Source organism: Pseudomonas sp. BS3767 (assembly GCF_900099665.1).
GTDB classification, from domain to species: domain Bacteria; phylum Pseudomonadota; class Gammaproteobacteria; order Pseudomonadales; family Pseudomonadaceae; genus Aquipseudomonas; species Aquipseudomonas cerasi.
In genome coordinates, this window is record NZ_FNCX01000003.1 from 547,073 (window position 1) to 567,097 (window position 20,025).

11 protein-coding genes are annotated in these 20,025 nt (G+C 60.7%); 9 read left to right on the top strand and 2 right to left on the bottom strand.

Going from position 1 to position 20,025, the window contains the following annotated elements:
• Positions 1 to 45: 45 nt before the first annotated feature.
• Together recJ and BLR16_RS11635 are read left to right on the top strand one after the other, a co-directional pair.
• The gene (recJ, locus tag BLR16_RS11630; protein WP_074805915.1) at positions 46 to 1,761 is read left to right on the top strand and encodes a single-stranded-DNA-specific exonuclease RecJ; all 1,716 of its coding nucleotides are present in this window, start codon (positions 46 to 48) and stop codon (positions 1,759 to 1,761) included.
• 112 nt (positions 1,762 to 1,873) lie between these two features.
• A complete protein-coding gene (locus tag BLR16_RS11635; protein WP_003391177.1) occupies positions 1,874 to 2,980 on the top strand; it encodes an NADH:flavin oxidoreductase/NADH oxidase in 1,107 nt (368 codons plus the stop codon).
• A 61-nt stretch (positions 2,981 to 3,041) separates the two neighbouring features.
• Here the strand turns inward: BLR16_RS11635 and BLR16_RS11640 are convergent, their stop codons facing one another.
• Entirely contained in the window at positions 3,042 to 5,129 is a 2,088-nt protein-coding gene (locus BLR16_RS11640; protein WP_074805912.1) for a response regulator, read from the bottom strand.
• Positions 5,130 to 5,428: 299 nt separating this feature from the next.
• Between BLR16_RS11640 and BLR16_RS11645 the strand changes: the two genes are divergently transcribed.
• Positions 5,429 to 6,175, top strand: a complete 747-nt coding sequence (locus BLR16_RS11645) for a tellurite resistance TerB family protein (protein ID WP_054080746.1) — start codon at positions 5,429 to 5,431, stop codon at positions 6,173 to 6,175.
• A 59-nt stretch (positions 6,176 to 6,234) separates the two neighbouring features.
• Here BLR16_RS11645 and BLR16_RS11650 read toward each other — a convergent pair whose 3' ends face one another.
• The gene (locus tag BLR16_RS11650) at positions 6,235 to 12,207 is read right to left on the bottom strand and encodes an NEL domain-containing protein (RefSeq protein ID WP_092194283.1); all 5,973 of its coding nucleotides are present in this window, start codon (positions 12,205 to 12,207) and stop codon (positions 6,235 to 6,237) included.
• A gap of 295 nt (positions 12,208 to 12,502) precedes the next feature.
• Between BLR16_RS11650 and BLR16_RS11655 the strand changes: the two genes are divergently transcribed.
• The 6 genes from BLR16_RS11655 to BLR16_RS11680 are packed head-to-tail and all read left to right on the top strand — an operon-like array spanning position 12,503 to position 20,002.
• Entirely contained in the window at positions 12,503 to 14,125 is a 1,623-nt protein-coding gene (locus tag BLR16_RS11655; protein WP_074805519.1) for a methyl-accepting chemotaxis protein, read from the top strand.
• A 7-nt stretch (positions 14,126 to 14,132) separates the two neighbouring features.
• The gene (locus BLR16_RS11660; RefSeq protein ID WP_003364934.1) at positions 14,133 to 14,669 is read left to right on the top strand and encodes a chemotaxis protein CheW; all 537 of its coding nucleotides are present in this window, start codon (positions 14,133 to 14,135) and stop codon (positions 14,667 to 14,669) included.
• Positions 14,666 to 15,934, top strand: a complete 1,269-nt coding sequence (locus BLR16_RS11665) for a CheR family methyltransferase (RefSeq protein ID WP_003364932.1) — start codon at positions 14,666 to 14,668, stop codon at positions 15,932 to 15,934. The genes BLR16_RS11660 and BLR16_RS11665 overlap by 4 nt, the downstream gene beginning before the upstream one ends.
• The gene (locus tag BLR16_RS11670) at positions 15,934 to 16,623 is read left to right on the top strand and encodes a chemotaxis protein CheW (protein WP_003433418.1); all 690 of its coding nucleotides are present in this window, start codon (positions 15,934 to 15,936) and stop codon (positions 16,621 to 16,623) included. Before BLR16_RS11665 ends, BLR16_RS11670 begins: the two co-directional genes overlap by 1 nt.
• Positions 16,620 to 18,995, top strand: coding sequence for a hybrid sensor histidine kinase/response regulator (locus BLR16_RS11675; RefSeq protein WP_046719801.1), 2,376 nt, complete (start codon positions 16,620 to 16,622; stop codon positions 18,993 to 18,995). Before BLR16_RS11670 ends, BLR16_RS11675 begins: the two co-directional genes overlap by 4 nt.
• Entirely contained in the window at positions 18,992 to 20,002 is a 1,011-nt protein-coding gene (locus BLR16_RS11680) for a chemotaxis response regulator protein-glutamate methylesterase (protein ID WP_003433416.1), read from the top strand. Before BLR16_RS11675 ends, BLR16_RS11680 begins: the two co-directional genes overlap by 4 nt.
• The last annotated feature ends 23 nt before the right edge of the window (positions 20,003 to 20,025 follow it).

The window sequence follows — 20,025 nt, forward strand, 5'->3', positions numbered from 1 at the left end:
CGAAAACACATTCATCGACACTGCAAAGAGAATCAGCTGACCCGCATGCGCATCGAACCTCGTCTATTGCCCGACACCTTGCCGTTCCTCGGCGACCTGCCGCCCTTGCTCACTCGACTGTACGCAGCACGAGGTGTGGCCTGCGAGGCCGAACTGGACAAAAGCCTGGCGCGGCTGATTCCTTATCAGCAACTCAAGGGGATCGATGCTGCGGTAGACCTGCTGGTGACTGCGCTACGCGAGGGCCAGCGTATGCTGATCGTCGGCGATTTCGACGCCGATGGCGCGACCGCCAGCACCGTGGGTGTTCTGGGCCTGCGTCTGCTGGGCGCGGCGTATGTGGATTATCTGGTGCCCAACCGGTTTGAATATGGCTACGGCCTGACGCCGGAAATCGTCGAAGTGGCGTTGCAGCGCGAACCTCAGCTGTTGATCACCGTGGATAACGGTATTTCGAGCGTCGAGGGCGTGGCGGCGGCCAAGGCGGCCGGCTTGCAGGTACTGGTGACCGATCACCATCTGCCTGGTCATGAGCTTCCTGCCGCAGACGCCATCGTCAACCCGAACCAGCCAGGCTGTACCTTTCCCAGCAAGTCGCTGGCCGGTGTCGGGGTCATTTTCTATGTACTGATGGCCTTGCGTGCGCGTCTGCGCGAGACCGGCTGGTTCGAGAGCAGTCAGCGTGCCCAGCCCAATCTGGGCGAGCTGCTGGACCTGGTTGCGCTGGGCAGCGTGGCCGATGTGGTGCCGCTGGATGCCAACAACCGCATTCTGGTTCATCAGGGGCTGATGCGTATCCGTGCCGGACGTGCCCGACCCGGGCTGCGCGCCATTCTGGAAGTGGCCCGGCGTGAACCTTCGCGCATCACCTCCACCGACCTGGGGTTCATCCTCGGGCCACGCCTGAACGCGGCAGGGCGCCTGGATGACATGAGCCTGGGCATCGAATGCCTGCTCTGTGACGACCCGACACTGGCGCGGGAAATGGCCGTGCAACTGGACGAGTTGAACCAGGATCGCAAATCCATCGAGCAGGGCATGCAGCGTGAAGCGCTCGCCCAGCTCAAGGACCTGCCGGTAGAGTCGATGCCGTTCGGCCTCTGCCTGTTCGATGCCGAATGGCATCAAGGGGTCATCGGCATCCTCGCTTCGCGTCTCAAGGAGCGTTACCACCGACCCACCATCGCGTTCGCCAGCGCCGGGGAGGGTGTGCTCAAAGGTTCGGCCCGCTCGGTGCCGGGGTTTCACATTCGCGATGCGCTGGACGCTGTGGCGGCCAGCCATCCGCATCTGATCAGCAAGTTTGGCGGCCACGCGATGGCGGCAGGTCTTTCGCTGCCTGAAGAGAACTTCCCGGCGTTTGCCGAAGCGTTCGATCTGGAGGTGCGTCGTCAACTCGATGAGCAGGACCTGACCGGACGTCTGCTGTCCGACGGCTCGCTGGCCGTTGAGGAATTCCACCTGGAACTGGCCCGCGCGCTGCGCAATGCCGGTCCCTGGGGGCAGCACTTCCCCGAGCCCCTGTTCCACGGCGTGTTTCAGCTGGTCGAGCAACGGGTGGTGGGCGAGCGTCACTTGAAGATGGTGCTCAAGACCGAGTGCGGCAGCGTCAAGCTCGATGGCATTGCGTTCGGCGTCGACCGGGATGTCTGGCCCAATCCGAATATCCGCTGGGTCGAGCTGGCCTACAAACTCGACCTCAACGAGTTTCGCGGCAACGAAACCGTGCAGCTGATGGTGGTGCATATCGCACCGCGTTGACGATAGCAGGAACCCCTCTCTCCACCGGGTTGTCGACACTACACGGTTTGCCAAACCTGTTCTTTGAATGAACGGAACCTGGACACCTGAATTTTCATTACGAGAGGTTGCCATGAGCCTGCTGCTTGAACCCTATACCCTGCGCCAATTGACCCTTCGCAATCGCATCGCAGTGTCGCCGATGTGCCAGTATTCCAGTGTCGACGGCCTGGCCAATGACTGGCATCTGGTTCACCTTGGAAGCCGTGCCGTCGGCGGTGCCGGACTGGTCATCACCGAAGCGATGGCGGTGACGCCGGACGGCCGCATCACTCCCGAAGACCTTGGGCTGTGGAACGACGAACAGATCGAACCGCTGCAACGCATCACGCGCTTTATCAACGCTCAGGGCGCAGTTGCAGGCGTCCAGCTGGCGCACGCCGGCCGCAAGGCCAGCACCTGGCGCCCGTGGCTTGGCAAGCATGGCAGTATTTCTCTCAATGAAGGCGGCTGGACGCCAGTCGGGCCTTCAGCGATTGCATTCGATCCGCAGCACACGACCCCTGTGCAATTGAGCGAAACGCAGATTCAGGAGTTGATCAAGGCGTTTGTCGATTCTGCGCGGCGTGCCTTGGAGGCAGGCTTCAAGGTAGTGGAAATCCACGCCGCCCATGGCTATTTGCTGCATCAGTTCCTGTCGCCTCTGAGCAACCAGCGCACCGACGAGTACGGTGGTTCATTCGAGAACCGCATTCGCTTCACACTGCAAGTGACCGAAGCCGTGCGTGCGGTATGGCCTGCAGAGCTGCCAGTGTTCGTTCGCGTGTCCGCCACCGACTGGGTGGAAGACGGCTGGAACGCCGATGAAACCGTCGAGCTGGCGCGTCGCTTGAAAGCAATCGGGACGGACCTGATCGATGTCTCATCGGGCGGTACGTCAGCCAATGCGGAAATTCCGGTTGGTCCAGGCTACCAGACGCGCTTTGCCGAGCGGGTTCGCAAGGAGTCCGACATCGCGACGGGCACGGTGGGCATGATTACCGATCCGGCTCAGGCAGAACATATTCTGCGCACCGGGCAGGCCGATATCATCCTGCTGGCGCGTGAGCTCCTGCGTGATCCGTACTGGCCACTGCGCGCCGATGAAGACCTGGGTGGCCGCCTGGCAACCTGGCCTGCGCAGTATCAACGCGCCACGCATCGTGATCAGCCCATTCATGAGTCTGACCTGCGCGACTGATCGCCAATTGGTCTCTGCTGGCAATACCCGATAAATGAGCGCCGCACGGCGCTCAATTTTTTTACTCGCCTTCCAGCAGTTCGGTGACGCGGCCGATCAGTTCGGCAATCGCGAACGGCTTGGGCAGCACATGCATGCCCGGCTCAAGCGTGTCATGCGCCAACGCGGCGTTTTCAGCATAACCAGTCACGAACAGGATTTTCAGGTCGGGCCGGACATCCCGCGCCGCGTCTGCGACCTGACGACCATTCATGCCTCCCGGCAGACCGACGTCGGTGATCAGCAGGTCGATCGCCGCTTTGGACTGCAGAATGGTCAGGGCATCGGCACCCCGTTCAGCCTGCAAGACGATATAGCCAAGGTCTTCAAGCAACTCGGCAATGAGCAAGCGCACGGCGGGCTCGTCATCGACGACCAGAATGGTTTCGTCACTCGTGCTGGAAGCGGGGACTTGCAACGGGCTGTCATCGAAGACCACCGTTTCAGCTTCGCCTTCGTGCATCGGCAGCAGAATGCAGACTTTCGAACCCTCGCCAACCTTTGACGTAATGTAAACGCCGCCACCGGACTGCCGTGCAAAACCGTAAATCATCGACAGCCCCAGCCCGGTGCCCATGCCTATCGGTTTGGTGGTGAAGAACGGGTCGAAGGCCCGCGCCATGACGTCGTTGCTCATGCCGGTGCCGGTGTCGCTGACGGACAGTTCCACATAACGGCCTGTGGGCAGTTGATACTTGGTCGCCGTGACTGCCGTCAGGTGGCGATTGCCCGTCTGGATCAGCAGTTTTCCGCCATCGGGCATGGCGTCCTTGGCGTTGATGCACAGGTTGAGCAGCGAATTTTCCAGTTGATGCGGATCAACCAGGGTCGCCCATAGCCCGCGTGAGGCATTGACCTGCATATCGATGGCCGGACCTACGGTGCGCCGAATCAGCTCGTCCATGCCCGCGACCAGAAGATCGATATCCGTGGCCTTGGGGGCCAGCGTCTGACGGCGCGAAAATGCCAGCAGCCGATGTGTCAGGGATGCCGCGCGTCTCGAGCCTTCCAGCGCTGCGTTGATGTAGCGGTCCAGTTCCGTGAAGCGTTCCTGTCTGATCCTCGACAGCAGCAGCTCCATGTTGCCGGTGACGCCCATCAGCAGGTTGTTGAAGTCATGAGCCAGCCCGCCGGTCAGTTGCCCGACCGCTTCCATTTTCTGCGATTGAATCAAGGCCTCTTCGGCAATACGCAATGCTTTGATGCGGTCCTTTTCGTGGGTCAGGTGCTTGCCCAGCGCAAAAATGATTCCGTTGCCGGGTGCCGCAGTCCAGCCGAACCAGTGGTAGCTGCCGTCGACATGCTGATAACGATTTTCAAACAGCGGCAGTACATGGTTGACAGTGTGTTTCAGAGCATTCTGGGTGTTGCTGACATCATCCGGATGCAGCAGGGTCATGATGGAGGTGCCCAGCAGCTCTTGTTCCGGGTGGCCCAGCAGCGCTGTCCAGGCCGGGTTTACCCGCAGAAAGATACCGTTGAAATCGAGTATCGCCAGCGGGTCAGGAGATATTTGCCAAAACGTGTCCAGCTCCAGCGTCCGTTGTTCAAGTCTGGCGGTCTGCTGTCGTTCCAGACTGACCAGATCATCAATCAGTTTCAGGCGTTTGCGCTCGCTTTCCTGCAGCGCTTGCTGATTGAGAACATGCGCAGTGGTTTCGTTGGTGATGCAGAACATGCCGACTACCACGCCATGCTCGTCGATGACCGGTGAAAACGAGAATGACCACCATGTCTGCTCGACCTCGCCGTAGCGTGCCATGGACAGCGGCAAGTCCTGGTAGTGGCAGGGCTTGCCGGCGAGCGCGTCGATCACCAGCGGCGCGACCTGGTCCCAGACGTCTGCCCACAGATCCGGAATGAGTGCGCCGATAGCGTCGTGCTTGCGCGGGCCGAGGATCGGGGTATAGGCGTCATTGTGGAAAAACACCAGATCCGGTCCCCAGAGCAGGTACATGGACTCCGGAGAATTCAGGATCAGATTCAGGGTGTTTTTCAGCGATACCGGCCAATGCTCGATCGGTCCGAGTGAAGTCTGACTCCAGTCCCTGGATCGGATAATCCCGGCGGCCTTGCCGTTGGCGGTCGGGAAACCAGTGGGCGATATCACTTCGGACAAGCTCCTGAAGATCTGCATGAAGAGGCAAGGGTATTCATATGAATAGGGATGTGTGTTTGCTCAGTTCAGGAAAGGGGCTGCATACCTGCTTTTACCTGCAGCCTGTACTTTATTGACTCTTCGCCACAGGTGCGGGTTGCACGCAGTTCACCAATACGCGAGGCAGATTGACGAACGGGTATCTGCTCAAACCCGTAACATCCGGAAGCACACCGGTAATAGCCAGACAGTGACTTCTCTTCAACTTGTTGGTCAATGACTCATCTGACAAACCTTGTAGGAGGCTTCCTGTGAATACGCGTGGTTTACTCGATCAATTGCTCAAGTCCGGACAAAGCATGTTGCAGGACAAGAACAAAGGCAAATCCGGCAAGCAATCGTCGGGCAGCGACTCACTGATCAATGGCCTCGGCAGCCTGCTTGGCGGTGGCAAAGGACAGGGCGGTTCCCAGAATGGGCTGGGTGGTCTGCTGTCCGGCGCCGGTGGTGGCGCTCTGGCCGCAGGTGCCATGAGTCTTCTGCGCGGCAAGCGTACCCGCGGGATGGGTGGCAAGGTGTTGACCTACGGAGGCCTGGCGGCGCTGGGAGTACTGGCTTACAAGGCATACAACAACTGGCAGTCCAGCCAGGGGCTTGCCGCTCAACGTGAACCGCAAACCATCGACCGGCTGCCCGAGGCTGAAGCCGAGCAGCACAGCCAGGCAATCCTGCGCGCATTGGTCGCCGCCGCAAAGGCCGATGGCCATGTCGATGAGCGTGAGCGCGAACTGATCGAAGGTGAGTTCACCAAACTGAACAACGATCAGACGCTTCAGCAATGGCTTCACGCCGAGCTGAACAAGCCGCTGGACCCGGCAGAGGTGGCCCGGGCCGCGACCACGCCGGAAATGGCGGCGGAAATGTACATCGCCAGTGTGATGCTGGTGGATGAAGAGCACTTCATGGAACGCGCCTACCTCGATGAGTTGGCGCGTGAGTTAAAGCTGGAACCCGGCCTCAAGACCGAGCTTGAAGGCCAGGTGCGGAACGCTGAGTAAACCGGCTCTCCGGCCAGTGAGTTGCCTGGCACGCCTTGTGTGCCAGGCAACTGCCCCGATCAGGGGTGTTCCATTCCTTCGGCGTTGGTCAGTTCCCTGATCAGCGCTGTCTGCTGCTCCTTGAATGTGGCTTCGAACTCTACAATCCGTTCTTCGTACTCCGGGTCTTCGAGACTGATATTGCGTTGTTCGAACTCGTCGGTGAGCTGGTTCAGTTCAGTCCTGTAGGTACGTTCGAGTGCTTCGAAGCGTCCAGTGTGGGTTTCACGCAGGTAGCTGATCCAGTAATCCTGCTGCTGAGCGAAGCGCAGGAAGGGCTCGCCGCGTTCTCCGTTTTGCACGCGAAGCATTGCAGTGTCGAACTCCCCGGGTCTGATGGCTGCGTGAGCCTGGAAAAGCATGCCTTCCGGTGGTACTGGCAAGTCCAGCGCGCTGGCCCAGTGCGTGCGATACGCCAGACGCACCTCGGCTTCATCACGGCCCCCGGTCTGTTCGCGGGCTGCGGCATCCAGCTCGGAGAGGCGATACAGCCGGACGGTCAGCCGATACAACAGGGCGCCGCGCTGCTCCGCTACGACGTCCTGCAACGACTGCCGGACGAACACCAGCACCTCCATCTGGTTGAATTCCAGAAGAATGCCGTCCGGGCAAGTGTCGTTATCACGAAACAGCCTGAGCGGTTCTTCGGCGATGGCGTTGAGGGTCTCTCCAAGTTGAGGCTCCTGACTCACTGCGGTCAGTACCCGCCAGACGCGCTCGCGCAGTGCTGTGCGGCTGGTGATGTTGCGATAATCGGCGCTGCGACGCAGCGAGTCGATCAGGTCGAGCAGGTTGCGGGTGTGCTCGCTGGCCTCCAGTTGCTCCCACATCTCACGCCGCCCGGCGCTCAACGGGTTGCTGTCGTCCAGCCAGGGCTCGACGGTGACGGGCTCCGGAGTCGATGCCCGACTGTCATCTGATGACAGATAATCAGAGATCGATGCGTCCGAGTCATGGTGTTCCGTCCAGTCCATCGCGCTGAGCTCGGGCGGCAGATCCATGTCGAAGGTGAAAGAGCGTCCATAACGTTCTGACAGATGTGCCCGGCGCATGGTGTCTTCGGAAAGCGGATTGCTCAGCAGGCTTATTTCCGTGTGCGAAAACTCGCTGCCGGGATTGGCGAGTATGTGTTCTGGCAGTTCGCTGATCAGATTGCCTTCCAGCAACAGTGTCCTGATCTGGGCTGGGACCATGCTCTCCACCCAGGTTGGCCATTCGACCAATCCGATGTTGTTCAGTGACAGCCAGTTAAGTGCTGTGCCACTGAGGCTGGCCAGGTCGCTGATGGCACCGATTCTGTTGCCATCCAGCTCCAGCCTTTCAAGCGTCGCGATCCGGCCGAAGAAATCGATGTGCTGTTGCTCTACCAGCATCCCCTGATCCATCAGCGATAGTGTACGAAGAGATCGAAGCTCGAGCAGCGCCGGTGGCAGTTGCAGCAGGGGGGCGACATGCCCGCTTATTTCCAGCGAGATCAGATCCGTCATGCGGCGCAACAGTTGATCCAGATCAGCGGCTGTGCCAATGATTCTGCTCAGATGCAGATAGCGTACCTGGCGATAAAAGAAATCCGGCAGGTGTCGGGGAAAGTCGGCCAACGCAATGTCTGCGAGGCGCAGTGGACTGTGGATTTGCCCCAGGCTGAAGGTTCGCCAGTGATCGGTCAGAAGCCCGCCGATCCGACGGCGTGATTCGAGGGTCTGCTCGCTCGGTAAGGCCATCGAGCTGGAGGCATGCGTCCACCGATCAACGGCGGCAAATAATTCTGCACCTTCGTTCAATTGCCTGTTTACAGCGGCCTGCACGGCAACCGGAGTGTCCATGACAAAACTGAAGGAACTGCCGGCTACCGCTTCATTGATACGTGCATGCATCGCAGTGTGTCGGGACAGGATGTTGCCGCGCAAGTCAATCACTGTCCGATGCTCAGGGCTGGGAGGATTGTCGAGGATCCACCCGGGCAGTTCCGTCAGGTTATTGTGCGCCACCGACAGTTCGCGAATGTTGTTCGGGATTATGTCGGTCAGCCAGGACGGCCAGCGGTGCATGCTGACCCGCTCCAGCACCAACCGGTCGAGGTGCAGCCAGCTCAGGTCCATGGGCAGCACGCTGATCAGGCGATTGCCACTGAGGTTCAGCATCCTCAGGCCAGGCATGCTGCGCAAGGGGTCCATTTGCGCCTGGTCCAGAAAAATGCCCTGGTTGATCAGCCCCAGTTCGGTCAGTTGGGGCAGCACACGGGACACTTGCTGAGGCAGGTTGAGAAAGATCGAGGGCTCGGGGGCCAGACGGGAGGCGGGCTCACTGATCAGGTTCAGTGCGCGGGTATGCGGGAAGCGCTGCAGGAAGGCGCCAAGTTCGACGCTGTTGGTCGACTGTCGGGGCAGGTTCATGCCTGCTGGCGTTATATCCGCTGCATCGAGTCGCGCTCCGGACTCGACCGATATGTTTTCCAGGTGCAGTGCGGTAACGCGGTTGAAGACGAAGTCCGGCAGATGTTGCGGAAAATCACTCAGCGAGACATGGTGCAGGCGCAGCGGCTCAAGCGTCCGTCCTATCTCGGGGAGGTTGTTGAGGCGCCAGTGGCTCCAGATCGCTTCGTGGATGCGCGTGCGACTGTCGATATGAGCCTGACTCATGGGGGGCATTGCCACGGATTCATAGGTCCAGGCGTCGAGACTTGCGCGCAACAGCATTTGCTCGCCCAGCAGGTCGTTGAGTCGCGTATCGATGGTTCTGTTGTCCCAGCCGGCGTGGCGCAGACGGTCGAGGATGTCTTCGGGAAACGCATCCTCCAGCTCAAGTGTGCGGATCTTGTCCAGCAGACTCTCGTCGGTCATGTGCCAGTCGACTCTGCCGCTACCGCTCAGAGGGTAGCCAAGGCGACCGTCAGCCAGGCGCATGGGGGATTTCGAGCCTGGCTTGATCGCCTGCATTTTCAGCAATGGTGCCAGGTGCTGGCGGGGCAGGGGATTGTCCTGAATCAGCGCTGCCAGCGTCTGGCCCTCGCTGGTCCGGGCAAAGCCCAATTGCTTGCGTTGGGCATCGGGCAGGGCGTGCAGCACGGACGAGTACAGATCGTCCAGCCCGTGCAGGTGCTGGTCCTCAGCGTCACGGGCCTGGTAACGATTGCCGTCCTTGATCAGTACTTTGCGTACGGGGGCATCCTCGGGGCCGATGCTGTCGATCAAGCGGCCACCGAAATACCGGTCATGGACCTCAAGTCTGACCTGGGGCGGCCATTGCGGCAGGGCTTCAAGGCTGTGCAATGCAAGGCAGTCAGTGTCGGCACTGTAGACCGAGGTCAGATAAAGCCCTTCATAGGCCCGCGCCAGCCTTACCTGTTGTAAATAGGCGCTGGCCTCTTCGGCAATGGTCAACGGTATACGTCGTTCTGTCACGAGTTGCAGTCTTTCGGCAGGCGAGGCATGGCTGGCCAGTTCCTCGGTTACCAAAGGCGGCAGACCGGGAAATGCCTTCTGCAGGGTTTGCGCACCTTGCGCCTCGGTGGTATTCAATGCGCGGTAATGAGACTCGAACAGCCAGCCCCGCGTGGCACGGGCGCGTGCCGCCAATTGCGCCCGTAGCGTGATCAGTCGCGGTGACATGCCAAGCTGGCCTGCACCGAACTCTTCGTTGAGCAGGGTGCGGATTTCGTTGTTGCTCAGCTTTTCCAGCACCTGGCGCAGGGCATCCGGCTGGTCGGCATGAACAGTGATGTTGAGGGTGTCAGACACGACCGGCTGATAGGCCGGAGCGAATGTCTGCAGCGTGCGGCCCTCGGCATCCACCAGTACCAAGGCGCGATTGCTCGGCCAGCCACGGTCCTGGCTCAACAGTTCAAGTTGAAGGGGCGCCGCGGCGTTCGTATCGTTGGCTTCCAGCTGTTCGATGAAACGCTCGATCTCCTGGTCCAGCCTGAACCGGCGCGCCGTGTCCTCAAGCAATGCCGGAGGACGACGCTGATCGGTCAGTGCCTCGCGCATCACGGATTCAGGCGTGTTGCTGACTTTGACGATGCGCCTGGCGGTGCTGTCCGAAAACGTTTCACTGGAATAGCCCAACCGTCGAAACAGGTTCAGGCCTTCCATCTCCAGCGGCTGATCGAGCTCATGCAGCCATGCGCCTGCGCCGTTGTGCCGCAAGGCGGGCCGATAGCTGTCCGCGCGGGTCGGGTGCTCGATCAGGTAACCGTCGCCGCTCGTGGCAGGGCTGACTGAATAGGTACGTCCTTCAAGTGGCAACCACTGCTTGCCTTGCCAGGTGTACAGCCCGGTAGCGTCGGGCTGCAGACCCTTGGGCAGTACGATGTCATGGGCAAAGGGCGTCAGGTCAGGCTTCCACAGGCGGGTCGTGCCGCCCGGCAAATCCACGGGCTTGAGGCTGTTTACGAACTCGGGCGCCTGTACCGCCGGGATACCTGCGGCGCCCGTCGACGCAGCGCCAAGAGCCGATATCAGGGCAACGTTCTCGACTACATCGAACAGGTAGGCGAACGCCTGCTGTTTCTCGTCCTTGGCCCAGCTTTCCACGCCCTCATACACTTCGTGAACCAGCTGAATGGCGGTGACGGCCATCATCACTTCGCCCAATACCGGAACGACGAAGCCTGCGATATTCAGGACATTGAAGGCGGTGTCCATGAAGTACTGCACGCGCTCATCGAAGGTTTTCTGATCCTGTTCTGCTGTAGGCACACCATGAAACAGTGCGTCGTCGCGCAAGGCCTCGCGTTTGCGCTCGTGCAGGTTGTCCAGCAGTGGACCTTGCAGCACGGTTTCTCTCAGGTGGAGTCGGGCGTTTCGGTCCGCCTCACGCTCCAGCCACTGGCGCTCGAAAATGCCGCCTTTCTTGACTTTGGGGTATAGGCGCTCGGATAACTTTTCAAACAAGGCACTTCGATGGCGCGCCGGTATGAAGCGCATGAAGAAGTTCAGGTAGTCGTTGATGAACATCCGGTCGCGTAATTCATTGATGAAGACTTCGACCGAGTCGTATTCCTTCAACGGCGCAACGGGATCATCCGGGATATACACCACAATCCGCTCTGCCTGAGTGGCAATATCCCGGTCCTTGCCAATAACCAGAAGACCGCTCAGTTCGATATCGCCCAGGCACACAACGCTGCAGTTGACTGGCCGGTTATCGAGGCGGACTTGTTGCTTGCCATCGAGAAGCTCCAGTAATGCGCCTTGCAAATCCGAGCTGATCTGTTGTTGCAGGGATGCAATCTGCAACTGCAGCCGGATCGACGATGCTTCCAGCTGCATGAAGGTCTGGCGCAGCCTCGATGCCGCAGCGTCTTCCGTTTCGTCAGGGGTCGAAGGCGTGCTGAAGGCGGTCTGGATATGCGCTTGATATTGGCCGCCCAGGTCCAGCTCACGGCACAGCGCCGCAAAGCCGGCCGGGGAAATAGGCAGGGACTTGCCGGTGATCTGTGGGCCGAGGATTTCAAAGGAAGAAAACACCTGGGCCTTGATACCGGTGCTGGCGTCCATTGCGCCCGGTGCGGTTTCCCAGGCTTCGAAATTCTGTAGCGCAGCCTTGAGCAGGCTCTGGGTCGCGGCCCTCAGTGCAATGTTTGCCTGCGTTAGAGGGTCTCTGGATGCCGTATTGAACGATTGATCGACCCGCGCCCGACTGGCGTGGAACAGCCAGGTGTCGGTGACGTCCACCTCCAGCCCGAAGCGGTCCTTGATGGCGGCTGTCAGCAAGGGCCTTGCGAAGTCCTCCAGCGTCGACAGGCGATCCAGCGTCGGGCGAACCTGGTGCTCGTGCTTTCGGTGCTCGGCATACAGGCGCTGCAGTTCGGCGACCTGATCAGGGCTGGACTTGCGTGCGCCTTTCAGCCATTGCACGGGGCGCCGCGAGGCCTTGCGCAAGGCCGCATGGGTTGCCGGCTCAGCCTGAAGCAGCCACTCCGGGGCTTTGTCTTTTATCAGTTGCAGATGCGGGAGTGCAGAAGCATTGCCCGACAGAGATAGATCCAGCATTTAAGTGCCTTGTCGTGAATGAACAACGACAAAGCTTACAGTCGTGACTTGCCGTACAAGTGCTAACTATCTATGTGCTTTCGCTGTTTCTGAAGACCATCGCTCAAGTAGTGGTGGCGATGGCCGACAAGACATTGGATGGGTGAAGGAGCGGTGATCGATAGCGGCCGTGACTTCGTTCTGTATTACCCATGTAACGTTTTACGGCTGGGCTATACTCACGCCGTTTGGACCGTCCGTCGGTCCACTTCTTGAACACGGCCCGACGCCGTCGTTGAACTCTTGAGGGCTGACTGTGAAGAACTGGACCTTGCGCCAACGGATTCTGGCGAGTTTCGCCGTCATCATCGCAATCATGCTGTTGATGGTCGTTGTATCTTATTCACGGTTGTTGTCCATCGAGTCCAGCGAGGAAGATGTGCGTCTGGATGCGTTGCCCGGCGTGTATTACAGCACCCTGGTGCGCAGTGCCTGGGGCGAGAGTTACATCCGCACGCTGGAGCTGATTGCCGAAGGGCAGGCGAGGCCGCTGACCAAGCAGGAAAGGGACCAGTTTCAGGGCTTTGACGAAAACCTGCAGGCACAGATGGACGGCTACAAGAAGTCCATCTTCGATGATGCAGACAGAGACAGCTTCGCGCTCTTCGAAAAGCGCCGCGAAGCCTATTCGCGCATGCTCGCCGATGTTCACGCCAAGTACGATAGCGGCGACTACGCAGGCGCGCGCGCCGAATTCTATGGCGAAGTGAACCCGGTCTGGCTCACGGGACGCAAGCAGCTCAATGATCTCATTGTCGCCAATAAACAGCTGGCTGATCAGGCCACCGCCAACATTGTCAATGCCGTGCTGGCTGCCAAGATCAGCATGATCCTGTCGCTGCTGGTCGCCGTGATGGCGGCTGCGGCCTGCGGTCTGCTGTTGATGCGTTCGATCACGGCACCGATGCAATTGATCGTTCGGATCCTGGACGTCATGCGTACCGGCGACCTGAGCACTCGATTGAACCTGTCGCGCAAGGACGAGTTCAATGCGGTCGAGACTGGCTTCAACGACATGGTCACCGAGCTCACCGCGCTGGTTGCCCAGGCGCAGCGCTCCTCGGTACAGGTCACTACCTCGGTCACCGAGATCGCTGCAACGTCACGCCAGCAGCAGGCTACCGCCACCGAGACCGCTGCAACCACCACCGAGATTGGCGCCACGTCGCGGGAAATCGCCGCCACCTCGCGGGACCTGGTGCGCACCATGACCGAAGTCACTTCGGCGGCGGATCAGGCGTCGGTTCTCGCCGGTTCCGGCCAGCAGGGCCTGGCACGCATGGAAGACACCATGCATCAGGTGATGGGCGCTGCCAATCTGGTCAACGCCAAGCTGGCGATCCTCAACGAGAAGGCCGGCAACATCAATCAGGTCGTCGTCACCATCGTCAAGGTCGCCGACCAGACCAACCTGCTGTCGCTCAATGCCGCCATCGAGGCCGAGAAGGCCGGTGAATACGGTCGCGGGTTTGCAGTGGTTGCCACCGAGGTCCGTCGCCTGGCCGACCAGACTGCCGTCGCCACTTATGACATCGAGCAGATGGTGCGGGAAATCCAGTCTGCGGTGTCTGCGGGTGTGATGGGCATGGACAAGTTTTCCGAAGAGGTGCGTCGTGGCATGTTCGAGGTCACCCAGGTCGGCGAGCAGCTGTCGCAGATCATCCATCAGGTTCAGGCGCTGGCACCTCGTGTGCTGATGGTCAACGAAGGCATGCAGGCCCAGGCCACCGGCGCCGAACAGATCAATCAGGCGCTGGTACAACTGGCGGATGCCAGCAGCCAGACCGTCGAATCACTGCGTCAAGCCAGTTTCGCGATCGACGAGTTGAGTCAGGTCGCGGTCGGGCTGCGCAGCGGCGTTTCGCGTTTCAAGGTCTGAAGGATCAATGAGCGATCAATCGCCGAGGCGCAATGGCACGCCACTGACCGCCAGCAAGCTTTTTCTGCTGTTTTGCATCGGCGAAGACCGCTATGCGCTGGACGCGACCGAGATCGCCGAAATCCTGCCGCGGGTAAAACTCAAGGCGATTGCCCAGGCACCGCACTGGGTGGCGGGAATCTTTGCTCATCGCGGCGAGATTGTCCCGGTGATCGACATCAGCGCGCTGAATTCCGGTCAGCCAGCGCGCTCGCGTACCAGTACGCGCATGGTGCTGGTGCATTATCGCTACGACGACGCGCACCCGGCTCAGTTGCTCGGGCTGATTCTGGAGCAGGCGACCGAAACGCTGCGCTGCCCGGTTGCGCAGTTCAAGGCGTACGGGCTGGACAATCGCCTGTCACCTTACCTGGGGCCGGTCCGCGAGGACGAGCAGGGCCTGCTGCAGTGGATTCATGTTCACGAACTGTTGAGCGAGCCGGTCCGCGAGTTGTTGTACCCGGTGCCGCCGATTGACCTTGAGCTGCTCGAGGACGCGCGATGAAGGTGGATGATTCGCGCTTCTTCAGCTTTCTCAAGGAGCGTATCGGACTGGATGTGACGTCCGTCGGCGAAGCGATCATCGAGCGCGCCTTGCGTCAGCGTGCGACGGCTGTCAATTGCCCTGACAGTGATGCGTACTGGCATCTTCTGGTCTCGTCGCCGCAGGAGCAGCAGGCGCTCATCGAAGCGGTGATCGTTCCCGAGACCTGGTTCTTTCGTTATCCCGAATCGTTTGTCACCCTGGGTATGCTGGCCCGCGAGCGTATCGCCGGTCTTGCCGGTGCACGCCCCTTGCGCATTCTCAGCCTGCCGTGCTCGACCGGTGAGGAGCCGTATTCCATCGCCATGGCGTTATTCGACGCCGGGGTCGACGCCCGGCAATTCAAGGTCGATGCCATCGATATCAGCCCTGTTTCGATTGCCAAGGCCGAGCACGGTGTCTACGGCAAAAACTCGTTCCGTGGCAGCGACATCAGTTATCGCGAGCGCTATTTCAGTCCTGTCGCTGACGGCTTTGAAATCGCTGACAGTGTTCGCGACTCTGTGAGTTTTCAGCCGGGTAACCTGCTCGACCCGAAACTCGCTTCACAAGTGGCCTATGACATCGTCTTCTGCCGCAATCTGGTGATCTATTTTGATCGGCAGACCCAGCAACATGTATTCAAGGTCCTCAAACAACTGACCCGTGAAGACGGCCTGCTGTTTATCGGTCCGGCGGAGGGCAATCTGCTGGCGGGTATCGGCATGCGCTCGACGGGTATCGCCCAGTCCTTCGCCTTCCGGCACGCGCCCGTCGATGCGGTGGTGCCGGTGCCTGTCGCTGCACCGATGGCATCGCGTCCGGTCGTCGAGGCACCTGCCAGAGCGGTCGCGCCACGACCTGCGCCGCGAACATCCGCAGCTTTTGCGCCCGTCGCGAAACCCGTCGCTGCGGCAGGCAACAGCGATGTTTCGGCCTTGCTCGACAGGATCGCGGGGCTGGCCAACGAAGGTAAAAGTGCTGAGGCTCGGGCTGCGTGCGAGCGTTACCTGCAGCAGCATGAGCCGGTCGCGCAGGTGTTTTACTGGCTGGGTCTGCTCAGCGAAGTGGAAGGCCAGGTGCCACAGGCGCAGGGCTTCTATCGCAAGGCGCTGTATCTGCAACCGCAGCACTCCGAATCGCTGGCCCAACTGGCAGCATTGCTGGCTGCCCAGGGTGACACTGCCGGCGCCCGGCGCTTGCAGGACCGCGCAGCACGTGGCACGAATAAACAAGGAAACCAATGATGGCGGGCGTGTCCGGTTTTTCCAGTCTGACCCATGATCAGGCCCTGGATATCGATGATTGCTGGAACCGCATCGGTATTCATGGCGATCGCTCCTGCCCGTTGCTTGCAGAGCATATCCACTGCCGCAATTGCGCGGTTTATTCGGCTGCCGCCACCCGTCTGCTGGACCGCTACTCGCTGGTCCAGGAGTCGCCAGAACAGTTTCAGGGTTCGGTGTTGCTGCGCGATATCGAGACGCGCTCGATTCTGGTATTCCGGCTTGGTGAAGAATGGCTGGGGCTGGCGTCGCGCTGCTTCTCGGAAGTCGCCCCCAGTCAGACCATCCATTCACTGCCACACCAGCGTTCGCGTGCATTGCTGGGTGTCGCCAATGTACGGGGCGCTCTGGTAGCGTGCATCTCGCTGGTCGAGCTGCTCGGGCTGGACAGCACCGCGGTGAGTACCCCGTCGACGCGGGTGGTACCGCGCATGTTGATCGTCAGCGTCGAAGGCGGCCCGGTGGTGGTGCCGGTCGACGAGGTGGACGGTATTCACGCCATCGACGAGCGTGAGCTGGAAGCTGCTTCGGCATCCGGCACGCATGCCAATGCCCGTTTCACCCGTGGCGTGCTGCAATGGAAGGGCCGCAGCCTGCGCTGGCTGGACGAAGAAGAGTTGTTGTCGGCGGTGTATCGGAGCCTCACATGACGCCAGATCAAATGCGTGACGCCTCGCTGTTCGAACTGTTCACGCTGGAAGCCGACGCGCAGACCCAGGTATTGAGTGCGGGCCTGCTGGCACTCGAACGTAACCCGACCCAGGCGGATCAGCTGGAAGCCTGCATGCGTGCTGCTCACTCGCTCAAGGGCGCAGCGCGGATTGTCGGCGTCGATTTCGGCGTGAGTGTCGCGCATGTGATGGAAGACTGTCTGGTCAGCGCTCAGGAAGGGCGCCTGCTGCTTCAGGCCGAGCATATCGACGCGCTGCTGTCGGGGACCGACCTGTTGATGCGTATCGCCACGCCCGGCAGCGACGGTATTGGTCAGCCTGATATCGACAGTTATGTCGAAAGGCTCAATACGTTGCTGGCTTCCGGCGCTGGCACGGCGCGTACGGTCAGTACACCACTGCCGGATCCAGCCTCGGAGGCCTTGCTGGCCAGCGCGATGCTGCAGCTTGAGACATCAAGCGGGTCGGTTGCGCCAGCGCCTGAGTCTGTCGCAGCGCCGTTGGCCGCCGAGTCGCCTGCGCCTGCCAGTCCAGCCGCCATGCCGGCTTCGGAACCAGAGGCACCGTTCACGCCCTTGCGTGAACGGCGTGTGGCCGAGGGCGGCGAACGCGTGTTACGAGTCACCGCCGAGCGCCTCAACGGGCTGCTGGACATGTCCAGCAAATCGCTGGTCGAGACTCAGCGCCTCAAGCCTTTGCTGGCCGGTATGCAGCGTCTCAAGCGCCTGCAAAGCAGCAGCGACCGTGCGCTGGAGGTATTGGGGGCCAGCTTTGGTGAAGAAGGTCCTTCGGCCGATGTGCAAAAAGCCCTGGAGGACGCGCGCAACCTCCTGTCCCAGGCGCAGCAGGTGTTGGCCCGGCAGACTGCCGAGCTGGATGAATTCGGCTGGCAGTCGGCACAACGTGCGCAACTGTTATACGACACGGCACTCGCGTGCCGCATGCGACCTTTCGCCGACGTACTGAATGGTCAGGCGCGCATGGTCCGGGATCTGGGGCGTGAGCTGGGTAAACAGGTCCGCTTGCAGATCGAAGGCGAGAAGACCCAGGTCGATCGCGATGTGCTGGAAAAGCTCGATGCACCCTTGACTCACCTGCTGCGCAACGCCGTGGACCACGGCATCGAGTCGCCCGAAAAGCGCGTGGCGTCCGGCAAGGACCCTGAAGGTCTGATTCGTCTGCAGGCGTCGCATCAGGCTGGCTTGCTGGTCGTTGAGTTGAGCGATGACGGTGGCGGCGTGGACCTTGAACGTCTGCGCCAGAACATCATCGACCGCAAGCTTTCGCCGGCCGAGACCGCTGCGCAGCTGAGCGAGGAGGAACTGCTGAGTTTTCTGTTCCTGCCGGGCTTCAGCATGCGCGACAAGGTCACGCAGATCTCCGGCCGTGGTGTCGGCCTCGATGCCGTGCAGCATATGGTTCGCCAGATGCACGGCAGCGTTGAGCTGCAGCAATGGGCGGGTGAGGGCAGTCGCTTCAGGATAGAAATGCCGCTGACGCTTTCAGTGGTACGCAGCCTGGTCGTGGAAGTGGGCGGTGAAGCGTATGCCTTCCCGCTGGCTCATATCGAGCGCATGCGCGACCTGCAGCCTGACGACATTCTGCAACTGGAAGGGCGTCAGCATTTCTGGGATGAAGAGCGTCATGTCGGTCTGGTTTCGGCCAGTCAGCTGTTGAATCGACCGGCTGCGCAGAAGGCCGGAGAAACCCTCAAGGTTGTGGTGATTCGTGAGCGTGATGCTGTTTATGGCGTGGCCGTTGAACGCTTCATCGGTGAGCGCACGCTGGTGGTGATGCCGCTCGATGCGCGCCTGGGCAAGGTTCAGGACGTGTCGGCGGGGGCCTTGCTCGACGACGGTTCGGTGGTGCTGATCATCGATGTCGAAGACATGTTGCGCTCGGTGGAAAAACTTCTGAATACCGGCCGCCTGGAGCGCATCGACCGACGCACTCGTCAGGCAGACCAAGTGTCACGCAAACGCGTGCTGGTCGTCGATGATTCTTTGACCGTGCGCGAGCTGGAGCGCAAGCTGCTGCTCAGTCGCGGCTACCAGGTGTCGGTGGCCGTGGACGGAATGGACGGCTGGAACGCGCTGCGCGCCGAGGACTTCGACCTGCTGATTACCGACATCGACATGCCGCGTATGGACGGTATCGAGCTGGTGACCCTGTTGCGCCGCGATACCCGCTTGCAGTCCCTGCCGGTCATGGTCGTGTCCTACAAGGACCGTGAAGAGGACCGGCGTCGCGGCCTGGACGCTGGCGCCGATTATTACCTGGCCAAGGCCAGTTTCCACGATGATGCCTTGCTCGACGCTGTCGTCGAATTGATAGGAGACGCGCAAGGATGAAGATTGCCATCGTCAACGATATGCCCATGGCCATCGAAGCCCTGCGCCGTGCACTGGCTTTCGAGCCCGCGCATCAGATCATCTGGGTGGCGTCCAATGGTGCCGACGCCGTGCAGCGTTGCGTCGAGCAGACCCCTGACCTGATCCTGATGGATCTGATCATGCCGGTGATGGATGGCGTCGAAGCCACCCGCCGGATCATGGCCGAAACACCCTGCGCTATCGTTATCGTGACCGTCGACCGCGAGCAGAACATGCGCCGCGTGTTCGAAGCGATGGGGCACGGCGCGCTGGATGTGGTGGACACGCCGGCCATTGGTGGCCCCAATCCAAAAGAGGCGGCGGCGCCCCTGCTGCGCAAGATCCTCAATATCGACTGGCTGATCGGCCAGCGTGTCGGCGTTGAACGGGTCGCGGTTGCGCCGGTTTCCGCGCCGTCGAAACGTGACCGGCTCGTGGCGATCGGTTCCTCGGCAGGCGGGCCTGCAGCGCTGGAGATTCTGCTCAAGGCGCTTCCGGTGAGTTTCCCGGCAGCGATTGTCCTTGTACAGCACGTCGACCAGGTCTTCGCCGCCGGTATGGCCGAGTGGTTGAGCTCGGCCTCCGGCCTGCCGGTACGTCTGGCAAGGGAAGGCGAAACGCCACAGCCGGGTGTGGTGTTGCTGGCAGGCACCAATCATCATATCCGTTTGCTCAAGGACGGCACGCTGGCGTACACAGCGGAGCCGGTGAATGAAGTTTACAGGCCCTCGATTGATGTGTTTTTCGAGAGCGTTACCCGATATTGGAGTGGCGAGGCGGTCGGCGTTCTGCTGACCGGGATGGGGCGCGACGGTGCACAGGGACTCAAGGCCATGCGTGAGCGGGGGTTTCTGACCATCGCTCAGGATCAGGCCAGTTCTGCTGTTTATGGCATGCCCAAGGCTGCCGCAGCCATTGATGCTGCCGTGGAAATCTGCCCATTGCCCGCCATAGCACCTCGCTTGATCGAGGTATTTACTCAATGACTGCTCTGCTGAACTCAGTGGCA